Source organism: Chitinophaga deserti (assembly GCF_003149455.1).
Taxonomy (GTDB): Bacteria; Bacteroidota; Bacteroidia; order Chitinophagales; family Chitinophagaceae; genus Chitinophaga; species Chitinophaga deserti.
The window spans coordinates 1-21,390 of record NZ_QFFK01000016.1 but is presented as its reverse complement, the minus strand read 5'-3'; the positions used below and the strand labels follow the sequence as shown (position 1 = coordinate 21,390).

Annotated in this window: 14 protein-coding genes and 1 pseudogene; 4 read left to right on the top strand and 11 right to left on the bottom strand. The window is 48.7% G+C overall.

The genetic code is table 11. The features are described from left to right. Positions 1–11: 11 nt before the first annotated feature. From DEV76_RS24915 to DEV76_RS24905, 3 genes are all read left to right on the top strand, one after another. Positions 12–5,039, top strand: a complete 5,028-nt coding sequence (locus tag DEV76_RS24915; protein WP_157963105.1) for a translocation/assembly module TamB domain-containing protein — start codon at positions 12–14, stop codon at positions 5,037–5,039. Continuing rightward, positions 5,039–7,357: a translocation and assembly module lipoprotein TamL gene (gene tamL, locus DEV76_RS24910; RefSeq protein WP_109700679.1), complete on the top strand. Its 2,319-nt coding sequence runs from the start codon at positions 5,039–5,041 to the stop codon at positions 7,355–7,357. The genes DEV76_RS24915 and tamL overlap by 1 nt, the downstream gene beginning before the upstream one ends. A gap of 333 nt (positions 7,358–7,690) precedes the next feature. Next, on the top strand, positions 7,691–8,596 hold the full coding sequence (locus tag DEV76_RS24905) for a PorP/SprF family type IX secretion system membrane protein (RefSeq protein ID WP_109700678.1): 906 nt from the start codon (positions 7,691–7,693) through the stop codon (positions 8,594–8,596). Positions 8,597–8,684: 88 nt separating this feature from the next. Here the strand turns inward: DEV76_RS24905 and DEV76_RS24900 are convergent, their stop codons facing one another. Further along, positions 8,685–9,563 (bottom strand): MoeA family protein, encoded by an 879-nt coding sequence (locus DEV76_RS24900; protein WP_109700677.1) that lies wholly within the window; start codon positions 9,561–9,563, stop codon positions 8,685–8,687. Positions 9,564–10,201: 638 nt separating this feature from the next. Continuing rightward, positions 10,202–10,681, bottom strand: a complete 480-nt coding sequence (locus DEV76_RS24895; RefSeq protein ID WP_109700676.1) for a hypothetical protein — start codon at positions 10,679–10,681, stop codon at positions 10,202–10,204. Positions 10,682–11,248: 567 nt separating this feature from the next. On the opposite strand from DEV76_RS24895, the gene DEV76_RS24890 reads away from it, so the two are divergent. Further along, complete coding sequence (locus DEV76_RS24890; RefSeq protein ID WP_109700675.1) at positions 11,249–12,037, top strand: hypothetical protein; 789 nt, start codon at positions 11,249–11,251, stop codon at positions 12,035–12,037. On the opposite strand, the gene DEV76_RS24885 is transcribed toward DEV76_RS24890, so the two are convergent. The 9 genes and pseudogenes from DEV76_RS24885 to DEV76_RS24845 all read right to left on the bottom strand — a co-directional run. Beyond that, on the bottom strand, positions 12,038–12,502 hold the full coding sequence (locus tag DEV76_RS24885) for a hypothetical protein (RefSeq protein WP_109700674.1): 465 nt from the start codon (positions 12,500–12,502) through the stop codon (positions 12,038–12,040). 112 nt (positions 12,503–12,614) lie between these two features. Continuing rightward, positions 12,615–12,992, bottom strand: coding sequence for a hypothetical protein (locus DEV76_RS24880; RefSeq protein ID WP_157963104.1), 378 nt, complete (start codon positions 12,990–12,992; stop codon positions 12,615–12,617). Between the two features lie 253 nt (positions 12,993–13,245). After that, a complete protein-coding gene (locus DEV76_RS26045; protein ID WP_157963103.1) occupies positions 13,246–13,395 on the bottom strand; it encodes a hypothetical protein in 150 nt (49 codons plus the stop codon). A gap of 18 nt (positions 13,396–13,413) precedes the next feature. Beyond that, positions 13,414–13,698, bottom strand: a complete 285-nt coding sequence (locus DEV76_RS24870) for a hypothetical protein (protein ID WP_109700671.1) — start codon at positions 13,696–13,698, stop codon at positions 13,414–13,416. A gap of 215 nt (positions 13,699–13,913) precedes the next feature. Beyond that, on the bottom strand, positions 13,914–14,387 hold the full coding sequence (locus DEV76_RS24865; protein ID WP_109700670.1) for a hypothetical protein: 474 nt from the start codon (positions 14,385–14,387) through the stop codon (positions 13,914–13,916). A gap of 353 nt (positions 14,388–14,740) precedes the next feature. Further along, entirely contained in the window at positions 14,741–17,638 is a 2,898-nt protein-coding gene (locus tag DEV76_RS24860; protein ID WP_109700669.1) for an SGNH/GDSL hydrolase family protein, read from the bottom strand. A gap of 9 nt (positions 17,639–17,647) precedes the next feature. Further along, positions 17,648–18,079 (bottom strand): hypothetical protein, encoded by a 432-nt coding sequence (locus DEV76_RS24855; RefSeq protein ID WP_109700668.1) that lies wholly within the window; start codon positions 18,077–18,079, stop codon positions 17,648–17,650. A gap of 316 nt (positions 18,080–18,395) precedes the next feature. After that, positions 18,396–19,142, bottom strand: a complete 747-nt coding sequence (locus DEV76_RS24850; protein ID WP_157963102.1) for a hypothetical protein — start codon at positions 19,140–19,142, stop codon at positions 18,396–18,398. Positions 19,143–19,559: 417 nt separating this feature from the next. Continuing rightward, positions 19,560–20,465, bottom strand: a pseudogene (locus tag DEV76_RS24845) (RHS repeat domain-containing protein); the annotation flags it as partial. Positions 20,466–21,390 lie beyond the last annotated feature (925 nt).

The following is a 21,390-nucleotide window of genomic DNA, read 5'->3' as shown; positions in this document are numbered from 1 at the left end:
GTAATACTTACGTGAATACCCCCCGCCGGAAGAAAATTTTTCGCTGGATCATAGGAATTGTGCTGACGCTCATTTTGTTACCCGTGGTGGTACTGCTCTTATTGCAGCTGCCTCCGGTGCAGAATTTTATGCGCGGGAAAGCCGAAACGTACCTGCAGGAGCATCTTAAAACGAACGTACGCATCGGCGGCCTTCGCTTCTCCTGGTGGAATACCATGACGCTGACCGACGTGTATGTGGAAGACACCCGGAAAGACACACTGCTTTCCAGCGGTGAGCTTTCCGTCCGCTACAACCTCCTCTCCCTCCTGCGTAACGAGCTCAACGTACATACCCTTCGTTGGGAAGATGCCGTGGTGAACGTGTACCGTCCACTCCGCGACTCCTCCTTTAACTACCAGTTCGTGATCGACGCCTTCAGCTCCCCCGGCGCCGTGGAAGACACCCTCATTGAAGAATCGGGCACCACGCTCAAATACCAGATAGGCGAGTTACAACTCGACCGCATATACGTGCGCTACAACGACAGCATGGGCGGTATGCTGGCCAATATAAGGCTCAACAAACTGGAAGCCACGCCTGACACCCTGCAGCCTGAGAACGGGTTATATTTCCTGAAGAACTTTGAAGTGGAAGGGCTCAATGCCAGCATCCGGCAATTATACCGCCCTGTAACTGACCCGCCGCCTCCCCCCATATCCGACACCACCTCCGCCGCATTTAACCTTGCCGTGCGCGACCTGCTGATCCGTAACACCCAGTGGAGCTATTCCGATGAAAGCACCGGACTGGAAACCACCGGCACCCTCGGCCGCCTCGCCCTCCGCAGGATGCGGTTCAACTTATTGGAAACGCTCATTACGGCAGACAATCTCTCGCTGGAGAAAACCACTGCCACCCTCGATATGCGGCAGGCGCTCGATACTACTTCCACCCCGGACGACACTTCTTCCGCCAATACCTGGAGAGTAATCGCCAAAGAGATATCGGTGAAAGAAACCGGCTTCGCCATGAATAATCATACCGCGAAGCGCCTCGGCTTTAAGGATGCTGTGGATTATAATTACCTCGGCCTCACAGGCTTCCGCCTCGAAGCCAATAATTTGTATTATAGTGCAGACAGTACCCTGCTCACCGTCCGCGAAGCATCTGTGAAAGAGCAAAGCGGCCTTGAACTGAAAGCCCTCAGCGGCCAGGTACGTTATACCCCCAAAGAGGCGCAGCTGAAAGACTTTATCCTGCAAACCAGTGGCAGTAACATCGCTGCCGACCTGCAGATCCTCACCCCTTCCTGGGAGGCGCTTTCCACCAACCCGGAGCTCATGCGCATTACGGCAGATGTGCGCCCCTCCCGCATCGCCATGAAAGAAGCCCTCTTTTTTGTGCCGGACATGCGCTCCAACCCTTCCCTGCAGCCCCTCTGGAAGAAGGTGCTGGACCTGAAGGGTAAACTGGGCGGCAGTCTTGCCCAACTGGAGATACCCGGCATAGAAGTTAAAGACAACGATAAAAACTACCTCTATATAAAAGGAGACGCCTACCAGGTAACCAATCCTGATAAAATGGGGGCCGATATCACCACCCTCACGCTCCGCAGCACCCGGCAGGGCCTGCTCTCGTGGTTGCCCCCCAACACCCTCCCGGCAGGGATGCAACTGCCCGGCCGCCTCGATGTGGATGGCTCTATCCGCGGAGGCATGCAGCTGCTGAAGCCTAACCTCGCCGTTAAAACCGATATGGGCAATGCCAATATCCGTGGTGAGGTGGCCGACTTTACCGACATGGATAAGATCCGTTACAAGGTAGCCCTCGATGCACAGGGCCTGCAGCTTGGGCGTATATTGGGCGATACTGCCATGGGCAACCTCTCCGGCAGGGTAAACGCAGATGGTAAAGGAACCGATCCCAATAAAGCACGGATCAAAGCCGGTGTAAACATCTTCACGTTTACCTATAACCGTTATACCTACCGGAATATTCTCGCAGATGCAACCCTTATTAATGGCGCCTATGCCGCTAAAGGGAATATCCGCGACACCAATGCCCTCGCCCGCTTCGATGTGCGTGGCAGGCTGGATACCCTCAACCCTGAAATTGTGCTGCGGGCAGACCTCGACAAGCTGGACCTCATGGCCACTAACTGGACCACCAGCCCAATGACCATTAAAACCTGCATCGATGCCGAAGTAAGTAACCTCAGTCCGAGGCGCCTCACCGGCTTCGCGGCTATTCATAAAATACAGCTGGCCGACGATCAGGATCTGTATACCCTCGATTCCATCCTCCTGAAGGCCGGTGTAACCGACGGACTGCAAACCATCGACCTTACCGGTCCGTTCGGTTTCCTTACCGCCAAAGGCGATTTCAACTACCAGACCTTTGCCATGGCGGCAACAGATATGGTAACCCGCCACCTGGAAGCCGCTACCGCCCCGCCCTTCGCTAAAACGAAAACCGTTCCCCAAAGGGAAAGCCAGTGGCTCCATTTCAACGGCAGCATCGTAATCCCGAAATCTCTTGCCAAACTGCTCCCCGATGTGGAACTGCGTAAACCAGTGACACTGAATGGCCGGATGGATACCGACAGCAGCATGCTGTTCGCCAATATCTCCGTTCCCGGCCTGCGGTACGACTCCTTTAAAGTAGACACCCTCATAGCCAATATCAGTGCAGACAGCAGCCAGATGGCCGCAGATGTTCTCCTCGGCAGGTTAAGGCACCCGCAGATACCACTGGGCCGCACCCGGCTGGACCTCACAGCCTCCAACGGGCTGCTCGACTGGAACATGGTGATGGGCCGCCGTACGAATCCCAGGTACCGGATGGGCGGCCTCGTACGCTGGGGAGCGCAGGACAGCTTATTGATATCCCTTAAAAAGGACCTCCTGCTCAACCGGCAGGAATGGAATATCAGTGGCGATAACCAGGTGCTCATCCGAAACGGAGGCGTAGCCTTTGCAGACATTGGCCTGCAACGCGGCGCACAGGAGCTGAAGATCACTACCTCCCCGCTTGCTGCAGGAGCTAAGCTCCCCGACCTTACCGTATTGCTCAAAGATTTCCGCCTCAGCACCGTTACCTCACTCATTGAAACCGATACCGCCCTGGCGGAAGGTATCAGTAACGGCAGCATCACGGTCAGCAATATTGAAAAAACGCCGCTGATAGACGGAAAGCTGACGGTAGACAGTCTGGCCGTGATGGGCTCCCAACTCGGCAAACTCTCCCTCACTGCCAATACCAATGCCGACATGGCTGTGGCGCTGGACGCTACCCTGCAGGGCAATGATAACGACCTGAAAGTGAGTGGCACCTATGCCGACGTAATGGACCTGCGGCTCGATATCGCGAAGCTTAATATGAAGAGCATACAATCCCTCACTTTCGGTAACGTAACTGAAATGAGTGGTTTCATCAATGGCAATGCCACCTTACGCGGCACCATGGACAAACCGGAGATCCGGGGCAGCCTGCATTTCGAGAAAGTGGCAGGGCGCATCACCATGATCAACAGCATCATGCGCCTGCCTTCAGAAGATCTTACGCTGGACCAGAACGGTGTGCGCTTCAACAATTTCGTGATTGCAGACAGTTCGGGTAACGAAGCGGTGATTACCGGAGATATCAAAACCAAAGACTACGAAGCATTCAACCTCAACCTCGACCTTACCGCCGAAAACTTCCAGGCGCTGGGGCCGCAGGACCTTAATAACAAAGATCAGTACTATTACGGGCCTGCCTTCGTGGATGTAACCGCACAGATTCGCGGTACCCTCGATCTGCCAAGGGTACAGATGAAGCTGAAGCTCAGGGAGAAATCACAGATCACTGTTATGCTGCCTGAAGAAGAACCGGGCATTGCCGACAGGGCCGGCGTGGTACAATTCATAGACCCCGCCATGTGGCTCGATCCTTCCCTGAAACCCAAGCCCGATACCCTGGCACGGCCTACCGGACTGAAAGGATTCGTGGTTAGTGCAGACGTAGAGGTAACGCCGGAGTCTACCATGAAGCTGATCATCGACCAGTCGAACGGAGACTACCTCGAAGTGAAGGGCGCTGCTTCTCTTAACCTCACCATGGACCCCTCCAGCAAGATGAGCCTCACGGGCCGTTACGAGATCAACGAAGGGAAATACGCCATGTCGCTCAACCAGCTCATCAAGCGGGAGTTTAATATCGTGAAGGGCAGCACCATTATCTGGAATGGCGACCCCATGAGCGCTGATGTAAATATCAGAGCCAAATACGATGTAAACCCCGTAGCAGGCGATCTCGTAGGAGATGCTATGGAAAGAGAGGATAAAACCAGACAAGACCGTTTCCGTCAGAAAGTAGCGGTGGAAGTATATCTGAAGATCACCGGCGAGCTGCTGAAGCCTGATATTGCTTTCGAGCTGGATATGCCCGAACGGGAACAGGGTGTGCTGGGTGGAGTGGTATATACCCGCATCAAACAGATCAACCAGGTAGAATCCGAGCTGAATAAACAGGTAATGGGCCTGCTGGTACTCAACCGCTTTATTTCCGACAACCCCTTCGAAAGCCTGACCAGCGGTGGCAACCCGGCGGAAGATATTGCCCGCAGCTCCGTGAGTAAGATCCTCTCGCAGCAACTCAACAACCTCGCCGGCAGCCTTATTAAGGGATTCGATGTCAACTTCGATCTCGAAAGCGATAAAGGCTTCAACGATGCCGGCAGACGGGAAGAAAATACCAATCTGAAGGTGGATGTTTCCAAACGCCTCTTCAACGACAGGCTTACCGTTAGCGTGGGCTCCAATATCGGTATCTCCGGCGCGCAAACGCAGGGGCAGGATGCCAGCTCTATCATCGGCGACATGTCTGCCGAATACCAGCTCACTGCAGATGGCAGGTACCGGGTACGCGCCTACCAGCGTAACATGACGGATGCCGTGATTCAGGGGCAGGTAGTGGAAACGGGGCTTACGTTCATGCTGATCATGGATTACAACGAATTCCGCGAAATATTTGGCAAACCGGCGAAACAGGCCAAGAAGAAAAAACTGAGAGAGTAATGACCAACAGATATATCCGCATCCTCACCATTGGGCTACTAACGCTTTCTGCCTGTTCCACCACCCGGACCGTGCCGGAGGGCGACCGCCTGTATACCGGCCACGATATCAAATGGCAGGAAAAGAAGAAAGATCGCCCAAAAGATATGAGCGCCCTGGAATCGGGTATGGCCGAAAGGGTACGCCCTTCCCCCAACCGCAAGTTTCTCGGTATGCCCTTTAAGCTGTGGCTCTACAACCTCGGTAACGAACCAAAAGGCAAAGGCCTCAATTACCTGCTTCGTAAGAAGTGGGGCGAAGCCCCCGTGCTCCTGAGTCAGACAAGGCCCAAACGTACTTCTGATATACTCGGCAGCTACCTCGAAGATAACGGGTACTTCCAGGTGGAAATGGAAGATTCCGTAAAGTATAAAGGAAAGAAGAAAGCCAGTCTTCAGTTTATTGTAACCCCCAACCACCGCTATAGCATCCACCGCGTGCGGTTCGATACGGATACCGGTATCATCAGTAAACTGATTATCCAGATGGCGAAGGAAACGCTGCTGAAACCCAATGATTTCTATAGCCTCGACCGGATTAAAGAAGAACGTGAACGGATACACAATACCCTGAAAGAACAGGGCTTTTATTACTTCACGCCGGATTATATGCTGGTGCAGATAGACAGTACCCTGAAGGGACAGGTAGACCTCTACGTGAAAGTGAAGCCCGGCACACCATCCACGGCACTGCGCCAGTATTGGATGCGGACGGTGGAAGTATTTCCCAACTACGACCTTAGCCGGGATAGCGCTCTTAAATCTCAGGAATCGCGGGATTATGGAGGTTATAAAGTGATAGATCCGGACTCCCTGTTTAAGCCTGTGGTATTCAACCGGTCGGTGTTTTTGCAAGAAGACAGTTTATACCGCCTCAGCTCGCATAACATAACCCTGCAGCGCCTCGTAAACCTTGGAGCATTTAAGTTTGTGCGGGGCAACTTCAGGCCCCTGCGCGACAGCTCCCTCCTGGCGGCACGCTTTTACCTGACCCCATATCCCAAACGCTCGTTGCAGTTTGAGGTGAGCGGTACCTCCAAATCGAATGGGTTTGTGGGTAGCCAGTTGAAGATATCTGCACGGAACAGAAACCTGCAGAAGAAAGCCAATATACTGGAGATCAATCTCGGCGGCGGTTTTGAAACGCAGGTAGGCGGTAAAACCACGCAGCTATCCACTAATGCATACAGTCTCAATGCGGAAGTAGCCATCACGATGCCGAGGTTCTTCACACCTGTCATCCAGTTCAATCCCCGTACTCCTTATGTACCGCGTACAAGGGTGAGCCTTGGCTATGAATTATTAAGGCGGCCTGAAATGTACACCCTCAATGCGATGACGGCTCAATACGGTTATATCTGGAAACAAACGCGTTATCTGGACCACACCCTCTACCCGGTATCCGTTACTTACACCCTGCCGTCTAACCTTTCGGATACTTTCCTGGTGCAGCAGGAACTGGACCCGGCACTTAAACAGTCTATTGCCAAACAGTTCATTCTCGGCAGTAACTATACATTGACGTTCAATAATCAGGCACCCACCAGATACCATTCATTCTTCGCACAATTCAACCTCGATGTATCGGGCAACCTTGTGGGATTGTTTGCCAAGAAAGACGAGAACGATGCCAAGGAGATCTTCGGACAGGACTTTGCCCAATACATCCGCGCCAATGTGGATGGCAGGCACTACTGGATGCTGGGCAATAACCTCCGCTGGGTGAACCGTTTGTATGTGGGGTATGGATATGCCTATGGCAGATCGGTAGCAGAACCCTTACTGCCGCCAACCCTCCCATTCATCAAGCAGTTCTTTACCGGGGGTAGTAACAGCATCCGTGCATTCAGGGCGAGAACGCTGGGGCCGGGCAGTACGCCTCCTGCCACAGAAGGCACTAACCTCCTGCTAGCCAATGCCGCGGGTGATATTAAGCTGGAATATAACTCTGAACTGCGGTACAAGATCCAGAAGCTGATAGAACTGGCGGCCTTTGTGGATGCGGGCAATATCTGGCTCGGTAATGCTAAGCCAGATAAGTACTACCAGCAATTCGAATTCAACCGGTTTTATAAAGAAATAGCCGTTGGTACGGGGCTTGGCCTGCGTATCGATGCATCCATCCTGCTGGTGAGGTTCGATTTAGCCTTCCCTCTCCGTAAACCCAGCGAGGTTCATGGAGAGCCCTTCAAATGGAGTTTCAAAGAGATCGATTTCGGGGATGGTGACTGGCGGAAAAAGAACCTGATTCTCAATATTGCCATCGGATATCCCTTCTGATTTTACCCCGGCTTCACATTTTACTCCAATCGGTTAGCTCCCAAAAGCTACCGGTTGGAGCATCATTCCAAATATTTTTTACATATTTTTTATATTTAATTATATAGCAAATTACTAAACTGTCATATTATTGATTATCAATACTTAATCAATTATTGCTTCTAATTCATCTGGATTATCAATTCGCCCCAAAATCATACCCATAGCGGCTTTCATGGCGCTTATTTCATATTCATGTTTTTGTTCAATTAAGCTTTAATACTATATTTGTTGTCCGGGTAAGCATATCCGGATGATACTAACTCAATTATTCCTGTACCCAAACAATAGCAGATGAAGAAACTTTCTACACAACTCTGCCTTTTATTACTGTCTCTGATACTGCCGGCCGCGGCACAGGCCCAGCGCTTGTTCGACCAGCAGGCCCCGCTCCCTCAGCAATATTTTGAAAACAGATACCTGGGTAACCCTGCCCTGGCAGGTGCCGATACGGGCCTTAGTCTTAGTATGGCCTACCGCAAAGCATGGAAAGAAACCAACGGGGCCCCGGTTTCCTTTGCCCTTACCGGCGATTACCAGCTCATGCGCACCCTTGGTGTGGGGCTCACGGTTTTCAACGACCAGGCTGGTCCATTGAAGCAAACCCGTGTGGCCATGTCGTATGCTTACCACACTCCCCTCGATGAAGACAGAACGGAATTCCTCCACGTGGGCGCCACCATTTCGCTGGATAATAAGCGCGTGGAAAAATCCAAACCCGGCATCCCGGAAGAACCAGCCCTGAAAGGGTACACCGGTTACAAGAACGCTATCGGAGCCGACCTCGGCATCGCATATACCAACCGCAACCTCACCCTGCAGGCCACCATGCCTGACGTGACCCGCACTTTCGAGAACATCGATGAAAAGGAACCCCGCGGACAATCCACTTTCGCGGTAACAGCATCATACAAGTTTGGTACAAAGAGCTATAAGATCTCTTCTATTGAGCCATTGGTTAGCTTACGGGTTATGAAAGGCAGCCAGAGCGTCGTGGATGCCGGTGCCAAAGTGAGTTTTGCACGGAACCTTGTGAATGTGTTCGGGTTATACCATACCAACAAGGCGGTAACCGGCGGTGTGGGCTTCCAGTTCAAGAATTCCATACAGGTACAGGCCAGCTATACCAACCAGCGCGGCGGACTGGATGCTTACGGCGGCAACTTCGGTCTGGGTATAAAAGTGCGGCTGTTCAACTAAAAGTAAATCATCAAAAACATAACGTAACCCGTTATACTTCAGCTTCCCCGCTAAGTGTAACGGGTTTTGTGTTTGGGGGAAATGCAGGTCAGGAAGGATCGTGCCAGGGGAAGAAAGGCACCAGTGAAGAAGGCTCCAGGCTGCCAAGTTCTATACTATGACAAATGATGCCATCGGCCCGCGCAGCGGCAGCAATATCCGTTTTACCGGAAAACGACATGGCGCGTACCTTCAGCCCATTCCTGTGAACCGTGGCAGCCGGGAGGTATTCATCCAGCTGCACAACGGGGGAACGGTGCTCTGTATACGGTAGCAGCCATGGCTTAATGGGCCCCATGGACCAGCAGGCTTTCAGATAAGATTCCAGGAATAACTTAACCGCCACCTGCACCGCAAAAGGATGGGAGGGCATGAGGAACACCCGCGTTTTCGTTGGACTGTACCCGAACCAGAAAGGCTGGCAGGGATGCGCCTTAACGCGGTTAAAAACCTGTTCTACGCCGGCATCTGTCAGCATTTTGGGCGGAATGTTCCCGCAAATGATCATAATATCGGCATCCATCGATTCTTCAACTGCTTTTTGCAGCGCAGGCGTGCCTGCTGTAACAAAAATGCCCGGGTGAAGCGGGATACCGTAATGGGCGAGTGCCCCTTCAACCGTAAGCCGGTTGATCTGCGGATGGGTACTTCCATCTCCCTCCCCGATTCCTATAAACACGACAGACGGTGGCGCCTGTACGGAAACGCGGGCAATACCCATATCTGTTAGCAGGGCCAGTTGCCTCCCGGTAAGGCGGGTGCCTGCCTCGGGTAATGGTAAAATTAATTCGGGAGAAGGACCGGCTCCATCAAAAGCCGGAGGTATTGCGAGTACACAACCCAGGGCTTCTGCGGTAGTGCGTATGGATTTACCCCAGCTGGTCCGGCAGGCGGTAATTTGTTGTATGGCAGCAGTCACACTGATCATGGCACGGCATCGTTTTTAAAGGACCTGAGGCAGAGAGCGCCAGACGGCTTTCACATACATGCAAGTTGGTTCACCGCCTGTCTCCCCGCCTCGGGCCAAAAGGCAAGGGATATCATATACAAATTGCGATAATTCAACTAAAGGCTTCCTAAAAATAGTTTTTTCAATTCAAAATGTCACTAATTACACACTGCGCCATTAAATATTTCACTTTTCATCAACACAACGGCCATATTTTACAAATATTCAAATTAAATATTCGTATATACATTTATTACATATCTATTATTGCAGGCAGATTTTATCTTCAAAAGCATTCGTGTAAATAGCCCATAAATGGCTGATAAAACTGCATATCCCCTCGCCGGCCGGGGGTATGCAGAATAGATGGGACTTTTCATAAACGGGAAATACATCCTGTTACATGGAATGCGCATTTCCAGGCATGCTAAAAAACATCCCGGGTAAGGCTATTGGTGTGAGGAAACAGTGTAGAGGGAAAAAGTATGCGGGCCGGGTGCGCCGGCATTACCGAGAATTGGTTCCGGGTTTAATAGAAATAAGCGGCAGGCAGCGCGGACAATGCGCAAAGCAAAGTATGCCGCGCCTGCATGGCGCCGGATGTGAAAGCGGAGAACTTACATTTTCTCTTCCTTCACTTTTTTCTTTTTGGGTGTTTTTTGCAAGACACCGGTTTCATTGACTACATCGAGGTACATAAGGCCGTTCACCTGGTGAATGGTGCAGGACAGGAAGTAACGGAAACGTTCTCCTATGGAGAAGTCCATCGTAACCGTGTCTTTCGCAAGTTTGATCACTTTGCGGGGCTCTCCCAGCAATGCCGTGATCTGCGACTGTGTGCAATTAGCAGGCAGGGGTAGCTGCAGGGCTTCCAGTACGCGAAGGGCCATACCGTCGTGGTCTTTGGTAAAATCAAGGGAAACAGCACGTGTTTCATCGGGGATGGATACGGGCCGCAGAAAAGTGTTGAAGCCAACAAGCTCTCCTACCCATAGTTCCCCCATGAAGTCGTAATCTTCCACCTCCTGGTAATCAGGACCATCGTAAAAATCGCTGAGACGAATGGCGTGAAAGTCCTGGTACGCTAAAATATCCATACGGTTGTCAATTAAAAATTCTGTCTGATAGCTGGGGCAAAAAGTAGTCCGCTGCGAACGTTGCGCGCCATAATCCGGCAACACCAAGGGCTTCATTGGACGTTCAGTTTGCATAGGTTAGCGGTATAGGTTAAACCGCGGTGTAAATATATGGTTAATTCTTATATTTCAAAATATCCTGCACAGCGAACGCATTGATTATTAGCTTAATATATTATTATAAATATATGTTTAACTGAATCAAATGCAGTGTGGAATGATGAGTTGTGCCGTTTTCATAACCAATCACCCCATCCCCCGTATCCCATAAATATTTTAAAATATCTTTTCCCGATGGCCCCTTAGCCAGCCCCCCTGCTTAACATATCCCAGACTCCTTGTAACCTGCTTGCAATTGCCGGGAAATCCCGGATATATCTAGCCTATATCTAGCCTTTGTCTAGCCTATATTTAGCCTATGTCTAGACCTTATAAGAGGCTAGATATAGGCTAGACATACTCTTTTCATTCCCTACGCATTCCCTAAACATTCCGGTAAGTACACTGTTATTAGAAGCAAACTACACTATGTCTAAAGCGACTTCTAATCTTGATCTGCCCGCTATTCTGGGTAACCTGACCGCCTATCGGAGGAAGGGATCAGACAAGCTGATCCTCAGAAGGCCGGGCGGTCCTTCGAAAAAGCAGTTCCTGGAGGACCCGGGGTTTGACATGACCCGGAAGAACCTGTCCGACTTCGGCGCCTGCAACAAAATGACGAACTCCTTCCGCCATGCCATTAGTCCGCTCCTTCATTTGGGGGATCCCAACTTTACCGGGGCATTAAACCAGTTATTCAGGATAATACAGCGGAAGCCCTCCGGTACCGAAAGGGGTGTACGAAGCGTTCTCCTCTCCCATCACCGGGAAATTGTAAAGGGCTTCACATTGAACAGGGATCATCCGTTTGAGGGTATTCTCCGTGATTACATACCCATACAAACAGACAGGCAGCAGCTGACCGCCACCATCACCCTGCCGGCAATTACCCCCGGTATTAACCTGCGCCTCCCATGGAAAGCGCCGTATTACCGGATCGTACTGTCCCTTGGGATTACGAGCGACATTATACATGGAGAAAGAGGATTTGAAAGCACCTACACCGGGTTTGGGCATGGGCACCCGGCCAGGACCGAATGGCACCACCAGGAGGCTAATGCGGAGGGAACACAGCTCACCGTGCAGCTGACCGGCCAGGTACCGGACAATGCTTCATTTGTTGCGGGAATAGGCATAGAAATGGGTATGCCGGACAGATACGGCGAGATAGTGCACGTGAAGTATGCAGGAAGCGCCAGGATACTGGAGGTGTTCTGATCAGCCGGCCATACCGGATTCAGAAAGGATCATGGCGAGGATAAAAAAGAGGCCTGCTTCGGGTTGGCAATCCAGGTATGCGTCGTATTCAAACGGTGCTTCGGCTTTGCGGAGATTCATATTGGCCTGCCCCGCCACTTCCCCGTTCAGGCAGAATGTTATAACGGGGTTGGAGAGCGCCCGCCGCTTCACTTCCATCACCCCATCCGGGATGCGGAACTTCCCTACCCCTTTCCCTTCCGGTGCAATTGGATACCCCGGATCCGCAAAAGTGATCTTCAGCTTCCAGGTCCAGAATATTTCAGAAAGACTGGCGGCAAGAATCCGCTGTTCCCCCAAAAAGAACTCCGACCGCAACACGCCATCCCATCCCCGCTTCCGGCGAACCGTCAGCAGCAGCGAGGACTCCTGGTAAACGAGGAAGTCTTCTGATGAATGGTGCTCTATGTGGTAAGTGGAGGGCATATTTAAGTTCTGGCGGTTGGAAGCCGTCCTTAAATATAGTAAGTCTAGCGATTGGGTGCACTATACAGGAGAGAAAAACTAAAATATTAAAAGCTAAAACAGTGTTACCTACTTAATTACAATAAGGAAGCTTTTCCCAAACAACTCCCATGTTTTTTGCACTATCAATACAGAAAGGCACCTCCCGGTCAACAACATAATCAAAGTCTCTCGGGTTATCCGGTCGTAGTTTTATAAAAAACCTCTTCCCAACATATACATTAAAAGTAAACCCAGGCTTGGCGCTAATGTTATAAATCTCATTCTTATACGATGTCCATCCCTTTACTAAAAGCCCATTCTTACTTCTGTGTACTTCAGTAATTTCGCCCAATACGAAAACGCCATTCTTATCAATTTCAGCACTTGTTATAGTATTGCGTACAATGAATATAAGTATTACAACCAAAATACCTCCGGTAAATATCAATTCGTATCTTGACTTAAACATATTCATTTAGACTTTTTCCTGATTATAAATAATGGAGGCTCTATTCCTTATTGAGTCGATATTGGGTACAGGACGAAGGAATTCTAGGGATTTATGGAGATCAAACCTCACTGCGCATACATCTGTGGAATTTCCAATCCTGAATCCCTTATTCGGTCAAGATAGAAATCGCTAAGTTTTTGATGAGTTAACACAAATCCATCATCAGCCTTCACTTCAGTATAATAGTATACCCTGGGATCATCTCCATCATCTAAATTAAAAAAGGCAAACTGGTACCCCTGATGCATCCAAAAAACAAATCGCTGGTCGGCAGTTCTAATTTACTATTATTTTCTTCCAGCAAGTCTTTTGCGCCATCATACAAAAAGGCCGCAACCGTTAGTTGATTGCTCTTTATCATGTGTTTACATTTTAGTTTTTATAATTGCATAAACACCTTAAAATTAGTCCAGAAATTCACATCATATATAGTTTCTTTATCTAACCTTAGTAGCTTAGCAACTTCCATTCCTTTATTAACATCGATCATAGGAACTTTACCAGAATCCATTATTCCAAGAAACAAAATTTCAAAAGCCATCTCATATTCACCATATTTTAAATAATGCTCGACATACACTATTGTCTTTTCATGAATTAAAAACGGCCTACATTGATTCAGGGTTGCCTTAATATATTTTATTACATTTTGATATTTATCCATAGCTTAAGGTGTTCCATGTGAATTTGGAGCTACGTTAGTTGAATAAGCAATTGATACTATCCCTGTTTTGTTTGGTTATTAGACAGGTAAAAGTCAACTCTTATTTATGCTTCCATTAAATCTGGCAACTGGATAGACAAATCCCTAATCCTTTTACTAACAAGAATATAATTCATTAAATATTTCCACTTCTTCCTCATTATTATCCATGCCAACTAATTAATCCTATCTCCCCACATCGGCAACCCATATTGCAACACCAAATACAACAACACAATCATCACAATACGCATAAACAGCGCGATACTGTCCACCACTTTATACTGACCGTCGAAAGTATTGTAGTAGTATACGGTTTGGCGCTCGGGGCATTTGGAAAGCGCCAGTTTGCTGAATATCCTTTTCCTACCCCCGTCTTCCACCACAACAAAGCAACGGTAAAGCCAGTTCTCCGGCCAGTAAGCACTCCTGCACCGCACAACCGGACAGTCGGCCTGCTTCTGCTTCTTCCTCAGAATAAGGTCAGGAATGGGAATAGAAATGACGAACATCAGGCCCATCAATACATAATGCAGGAAATAGATGAGTTCATTGTTGCTGGCATCTTTCCCGATACCAAGGAAAGCATAGCAGGCCATTAAAAATATAAACCAGAGGAAGGTGCTGAGCCCTCTTTTGGAAGTACGCATGATCTGATAATAAGGAAATTGAAAGAATTGATTTGTCCAGCGATATGAATAAGCATTGCTTATGCTAACTGGTTAACAACCGGCGGGCGTATGTAAAACATAAAGCATGAAACGGGAATCGATTCTGAAAGCGTGCAGCATGGATAAAACTGCAACCGGGTTATTGTCTGCATGATGGTATAGGTTACTGGTAGTGTTCGGTTTCCTGCTGCATTTTGGCAGCGGTATAGCAATTTAAGCATTTATACACAGAATATCACAGGCTTTTGGCAAGAATGGCAGAAACGTGTGATAAACAGGCATGCGCGCAGGTGAACCTAACGTGCATGTCTGTATCATATTAAATTTATACACTATTCTTCCTCTACAATAATTGCATTGAGCAGGGAGAAGTTTCCATAGGTATTTGTGGACGACGGTACGTTCAGTGAAATCCGGATGGTGCCCTGTGCATTGGGCGATACTCCGGTAACAGATGTACCTGTCGCCGTGTTATCTATTGCATTCTGCAACAGCTCAGATCCACCATTGATCCTCCAGCATCCATACCGCTTCTCTCCTCCCACCGTTACACTGTTACGCGAAGCATACAGGCGCAGCGTATAGGTTTTGGCAGGATTAAGGCCTTTTAGCAACAGGTTGTCTTCTCCGGGTACATAGTTCCGGTAATATACATACCAGGCACCTGCGAGGGCTATATCTGGTATTACACCTGAATTGTTACCGGTAGATGTACCATCGGCATCAAAGGCACTGTTGCCCGAGAAAGGCGTCCAGAATGAAGTGTTACCGGCTACGTTGTCGATCGTCCAGTTAGTAGCGGGATCAGTCATTACCACACTCACCTGATGCGGGTTGCCAGGTACGTTGAACCACCCGGGGATGGGTGCCGCGGCAGTTTTACTAAAGTAGGCGCGCATTACTTTCCGGCCGATATCCTGCGGTCTTACCGTAACGGTTACGTCTTTGGAAAGCGTTTCACCAGCATGTACCCCGGATGCCCTGAATACATAGTACCCTACCGACAGTCCGCTGATATTGGCCACAGCACTGCCGGAGTTGCTGATTGTGGCAGTAGACGGACCAGACACCTGTGACCATGTGTATGTATTGATAACTGCACCGTTGATGGCGGTAGCCGTCAGCTGCATGGTGCTCAGCGTGGTGGTGGTATCCCGCATGATGATGGATGGCTTCAGTGGCACACTGCCTTCTACCCCGATATCGAGGAAGCTGAGGTGCCCGAAGGTACTGCCAGCAGCCACCCTCAGCACAATATCCACTGAATCCATGCCGGTGATTCCAGACAACCAAATAGCTTTTGCTTCATCCGGTTCCGCATTGTTATTGGGATACCAGGCGTTGAATGACTGTGCCGTGGTCCAGTTTTCATGCCCCAGCTTCACTTCCAGCGACCTTGCGCCAGAGCTGTTGGGGTCCAGTCGTGCCCCCCATAGCTTGATGTGGTATTTGCTGGCGCTGTTCAGGCCTTTGACGCGGATTACAACCCCGTTGGGATTGATAGAATTATGGAAGAACACGTTATCATACAAGGCCTGCCAGGGATATTCGCCCATCCCTTTAGTGAAACCATTATAGTTGATGGACTTGGTGAGGGAAGCACCGAAAGTACCCTGCGGCAAACCGATGAGCTTAACGCTCATGGTAGTGATGGCATTTTTGGTAGTAACCAGGTTGTTGAGATAGGAGCTGTCTGCAAACCCGGCCACTCCGCCTATACCGAACCAGTTGTTCCAGTATTTACCGAGGGAGTCGGGCGTTGGCATAGGTTTACCGTCTTTCACCCCGTTTCCGTTGAGGGTAGTGAGGCCGTCGCCACCAAGGTCAATGAGTAAGCGGTGTGTGAACTTGCTGGTATCGGGCCCATTATACGTAGGTGCAGCAGCCAGCACTGCGGGAGTGGCATAAGGAGTAAATGATCCGTCTTTCAACTCGGCACGTACACGGTAGTATTGCGGATTGGCATTGTACCGCGGGAAGGTGCGTTTAACGATGTTATTGTCTTCCTCGATGTAAAACGGCGCCCATGCGGTACCGTTGAGTGAAGAATCGATATGATAACGCTTCACTCCCCTGATGGAAGTGAAATAGTCCAGCCAGCGTTCGAAGAGGTTTCCTGCGAGGATCTTTATCCCTGCAGCATTCAGATGCACACCATCGCCCAGGTCATACTGGGGAAGGATAACGGCAGTTCCGCCTGGTCCTGCGAAGGGTGTGAAACCTTCCACGTAACGGTCGGGCCATGCTTTCCGGATGCTATCTGCCAGATTTTTGAGAAGTTGCTGCTGCGTGGCGCTCAGCTGTGTACGGGGCTGTGTGGTTTCAATGAACATAGGGATGCCTCTGGCCTTGGCCAGTTCATCCAGCCGGCGGTAATTCGCCATGCTTTGTGCGACAGTCACATCAAAGGAAGCATCATTGGAAGCAAGGGATAAAAAGATAAAATCGGGGTTCATGTCGAGGGCGGTTTCAATGTTCCGTCCTTCGATACCGCCTTCTGCCACACGCATCATATTTTGCGAGGTGCTGCCCGATACGGCGAAGTTACTCCATGCGGCGGCGTAAGTATGCACTCCCAGCCAGGCGGCAATAAGATCACCAAAGCGGTTAGGCGCATTCAGGCCGTACCCCGCAAGGGTAGACGAACCTATGCCCACGATCTTCGGAGATACGTGGAGTGATTGGGCGTTGACAGTCCAGCGTAAAGTGAAAGTATTATTCACATTATGCGCTGCGCCCGCCAATAACCGCAACGGGTTACCTCCGCCTGTGGGTGTTTCTCCCGGGAGGCCCTCACCGCCTTCAATAGTGAGATCCATGCCTGCGATGGCTTCTATATGAATATGATCGTTAGCTGTAAGTGCCGGCCGGAAGATGATCTTCCCTTCCGACTCCACAAAGCCAATTCCCTGGGTTGCGTGCCTGTACTGCAGGAGACCGTTGCGCATAACGCGCACATAGTAATTGGCAAGGGAGGCCGACTGGTAAACAGAATCGCCCGCAGCGGGGTAGCCTGCTTCTCCGGCACGGAACTCAATAGATTTACCCAGCTTGCGGAATTGGGTTTTACCGTTACCGGCATTGAACAGGTAGCCGGGTACCTGGCTGGTGGAGTTGCGGATAACGAGTTCAGCATTATTGACACGCACGGTGTCCTGCTCCAAACGGAGGCTCTGCGCCGATACCGCAGTGGTCAATAACAAGAGGGATAAAAGGGATATTAACTTCATGTCTATAGGTTAATCTTCTGTGGCAAAAATGGATTCGATGTATATACGGTCGTTCGCCGCCAATGCAGGGTGGAAAGTGATGGCACCAAGAGCGGGATTGAAGCGGATGCCATTCAGGTCAGCATTGGGTTGTAAATACCCGTTGCGCCATGCTTTAACACGGCTGCTCTTAAAAACAACATTCGTATAAACCGTAGTACCAGCAACAGGCGCACCCTGTGTACCGGCCGTAAACTGTACGGCTTTACCGGTACCCCTGAAAGCAGTTTTACCGTTCCCCGTATTGAACAGGAAGCCCTTCACATCGCGGGTATTATTGCGGATGACGAATTCTGTTTGTGAGATAGCTACCGTATCCGGCCCGGATCTGATCTTAGACTGGGCGCTGGCAGCAAAGGGTATAACGAGGCATAGGGCCTTTAACAATAAGAGGTGTTTCATTATTCATAAGTTTGGTGGATTACTCGAACATGATCTGGTTTGATAACCCTGGATTATGAGTTTGTTATTGTATGCATAATTTCTATAGGTTATGGGATGTTTGAAATAAGTAAAAGGTGTTCCGGTCACGCCCCTGATATATACAATACCGCTAAGGATGTCCCATCGAACAGTGAATCCCAATCTTCAGTTTACCTCACGGGTCCAAGTAGCAATACTTACTTATTGGCGAATTCTTTTATCAGGTTTATTGTAGATGCATTATCACATAACACATTCAGTTTATCCTTCACGGAAATTATGAATGACGGTGCGGCTAAGCCGTTCCGGGAAATGACCAGATCCTATAAACACCTCCCAATTCGGCCCACTCTTCTGCTTCAAATAAGCTTTCTTCCTGCTTATTCATTCGAAGGAAGCCATCCAGACCTCTTTCAAAGTTAATCCGAAAATTACATATCTTTTTTAGCATCTCCATTGTACCTTCTCTCAGATCACGCTGCTTCGAAATAGCGTAAATGCTCCTACAAATCTTACTTTTAGTATTTTCATCTACCGGCACATCTTCAAGATTACTTAGAACCCTGTAAAAACTACGCCAATCATTTGTAGAGTTAAGTGATGCAATTAAATCAACCACTGCTGCTTCTGCATATATCGAATCCAGCAACAGTAAATTATATAGGATTTGATTCTTTACAATTGGAAGTTGTCGTTTCTTAAGTAACATCCAGAGCTGCTCTCCATAGCCATCAAAAACAACATCTTTATCACAGTACTTAAAGTAATCCAGTACAGCAAGTTTAATTACATAGTGAACTTTTTCATTCAAAAGCTGAAACCATCTTAACTGCAACTCAACTTCATAAATATTCAACCATCCGGAAAGATCTATCAGATCAGACAGGTAAATATGATCCTTAATGTGCTGAGACTTGTTAAGAATAAAATCGCGATAATACTGATGATGATCATCATTAAAATCATACTCATCAATAAAATCACTCCTTACAGCATATGATTTATGCTCAAATTGAGCTTTTACATTCTGAAGTTCATACATAATTCGTTCCACTTGCTATTCCATACTATGGGCAACTACCAATTTGCAAAGAATCACTAACCATTTCAGTATTGAAGATGGATCATCCGGTTTTCACTAGTAAATCTAAATTTTATGATATAAACTCGCTTATCCAAGGAAAAGCCTGTAAAACACATGTCCACGACCTTTGTTAACTAGAGTTTAAAGGTATTTAGAAAGCACCAACTTAATTTAATAGTGATCTTAAAAATAGAATTAATCCAATTAACAGGCAGGTTATTGTTATCTGAGTATATGCACCACCCTCGTCATAAACCTGCTTAAATGATTTTTTAGGCCTCGTGAATACCCAAATAACAAACGCACCAGGTGCACATATCACAAACATCATCCCTAGAAATAATTTCAATATAGATTCCATTGTTAAAATGTATTTTAATTTGTTCTTTCACGCTGCCGTTCGGCATGTGCTCGATGTGGGCTTTGGCTGCGTCCAGTAGTTTCAGATTGATTACTTGGTTTCGATGCATCCTTATTCATCCATGGGAATAAATTTAAGCTGCCTAAATCTCGCATTGGCACTACTTGATTGGGTGCTGGGCCTACCTGAGACTCCGAAGATGTATTAGAAACAATACCACCTAATTTATCAGAGGCCCCATCGTTTGCCGGCTTGGGCGGTGATAGTTGAACAGATTCCAATGCCCCACTTATAGCTTCTGGAAGTACAACATCTTTACCTAAAAAATCTACTGCTTTATCTGCCGACTTTTGAACTACACTACTACCAAATTTTGATGAAAATGGGAGTTTGGGTGATCCAATAGTAAATACTTCAAATGCAGCCCCCATCACCTGTTTCCCTTCATCAAAAGAAATATCACCATACATCAAATGCCCCTGAGGGACTGCCTCGATGGACCAACCATTAAGCTTAATAGTGTAAGGTACAGCCCAATCGACTTTATTATTTGGATCATATGCACCACCTGGATGTGGCCCTTCCTTATAAATTACATATGCCTGATTCATTACTGGCATAATCACACCTGTTGTAAATAACGCTACATTACTTATTTTCTCCTCTATGAAATTATGACCAAATGCAGTGAGTTGATTTGGTCCAGCATTCCATACTTTCATAAACCATTCATCTTCCAAACCATCTAAATCGACCGCCAGAATAGGTTTATTTCCGGCAAACTGGTACGGAGTATAGAACACAAATCTCTTCGTAAGTGGATCAACTGATAAGAAGCGACCTAAGCGCGGATCATAAATACGGAAACCATAATCCTGCTGCGCCCCTTCCCCCTTTACCTCATTATCATTCTCCTTGCCGTTAAACCCATAGCTTCAGACCGCCACACTTTTTTCCTATAGCACATCCCGGCATCCCATATCACCGTCTCTCTCAAAGAACTTCCGCCAAGATAGTTTTTTCTTTCATATGTCTATTTCCAACTGAAAGAAAAAATTCAACATCATCATGGGTAAAGCAGGTGGCTACATCAGGTACCTGGAACCCGGTAACCGGCCACCTGCTTTATCCATGATCCGCCAAGACCATCCCACCGCCGGGTGATATTCCAGCGCCGCCGTTCGCGGCAGGTCATGCACTACTGCTGCCACCCACATAAACGAAGTAACCAGGTAAACGGTGCCAGCAAAAGCACGTAAAGGCACTTGCGCAGATGCGACTGCTTTAAGTCCCGCTCTATCAGGGATTTCACGTCCTGACTGTCACCGCTGATTTCTACCCCGGTTTTATGGCGTCGGTAGGTGATCCGGGAAGATTGTTTTCTACTGGGCATAGTATGCTCATTTGTTCTGGCACCTTTTATGCCCGTCAGGGTCGAGGCAAAAATCGAATCTTCCACTCCTCATTCCAAGAACAGGGACATTTATTTAGAAAAACATTCCCACCACCACCCGCCATCCCCTGCCGCTGACTACAGATCCTCCAGCATCGTATATGCCCGCTTATACGTCGCCCGCTGTCCCGCATCTGCCTCCAAGCGCTCCAGCGCCACCAGCTCCCGCATGGCGCACCCATTGCAATGGCATACCAGACGAGGCGAGTAATGGAAGGCATCCCCGCATACCGAACAATTAAACGTACCGTAATCCGCTCCCAAAGAGGGATTCATAAACCATAACAGATCCATCTGTTTACATTTTAAAGATTAAAGAAGATTGTGTTGATTGTCCACCTAAGGACGTTGGAGCATTTCCCGCCACCACCCGCCATGCGGCGGCACACACG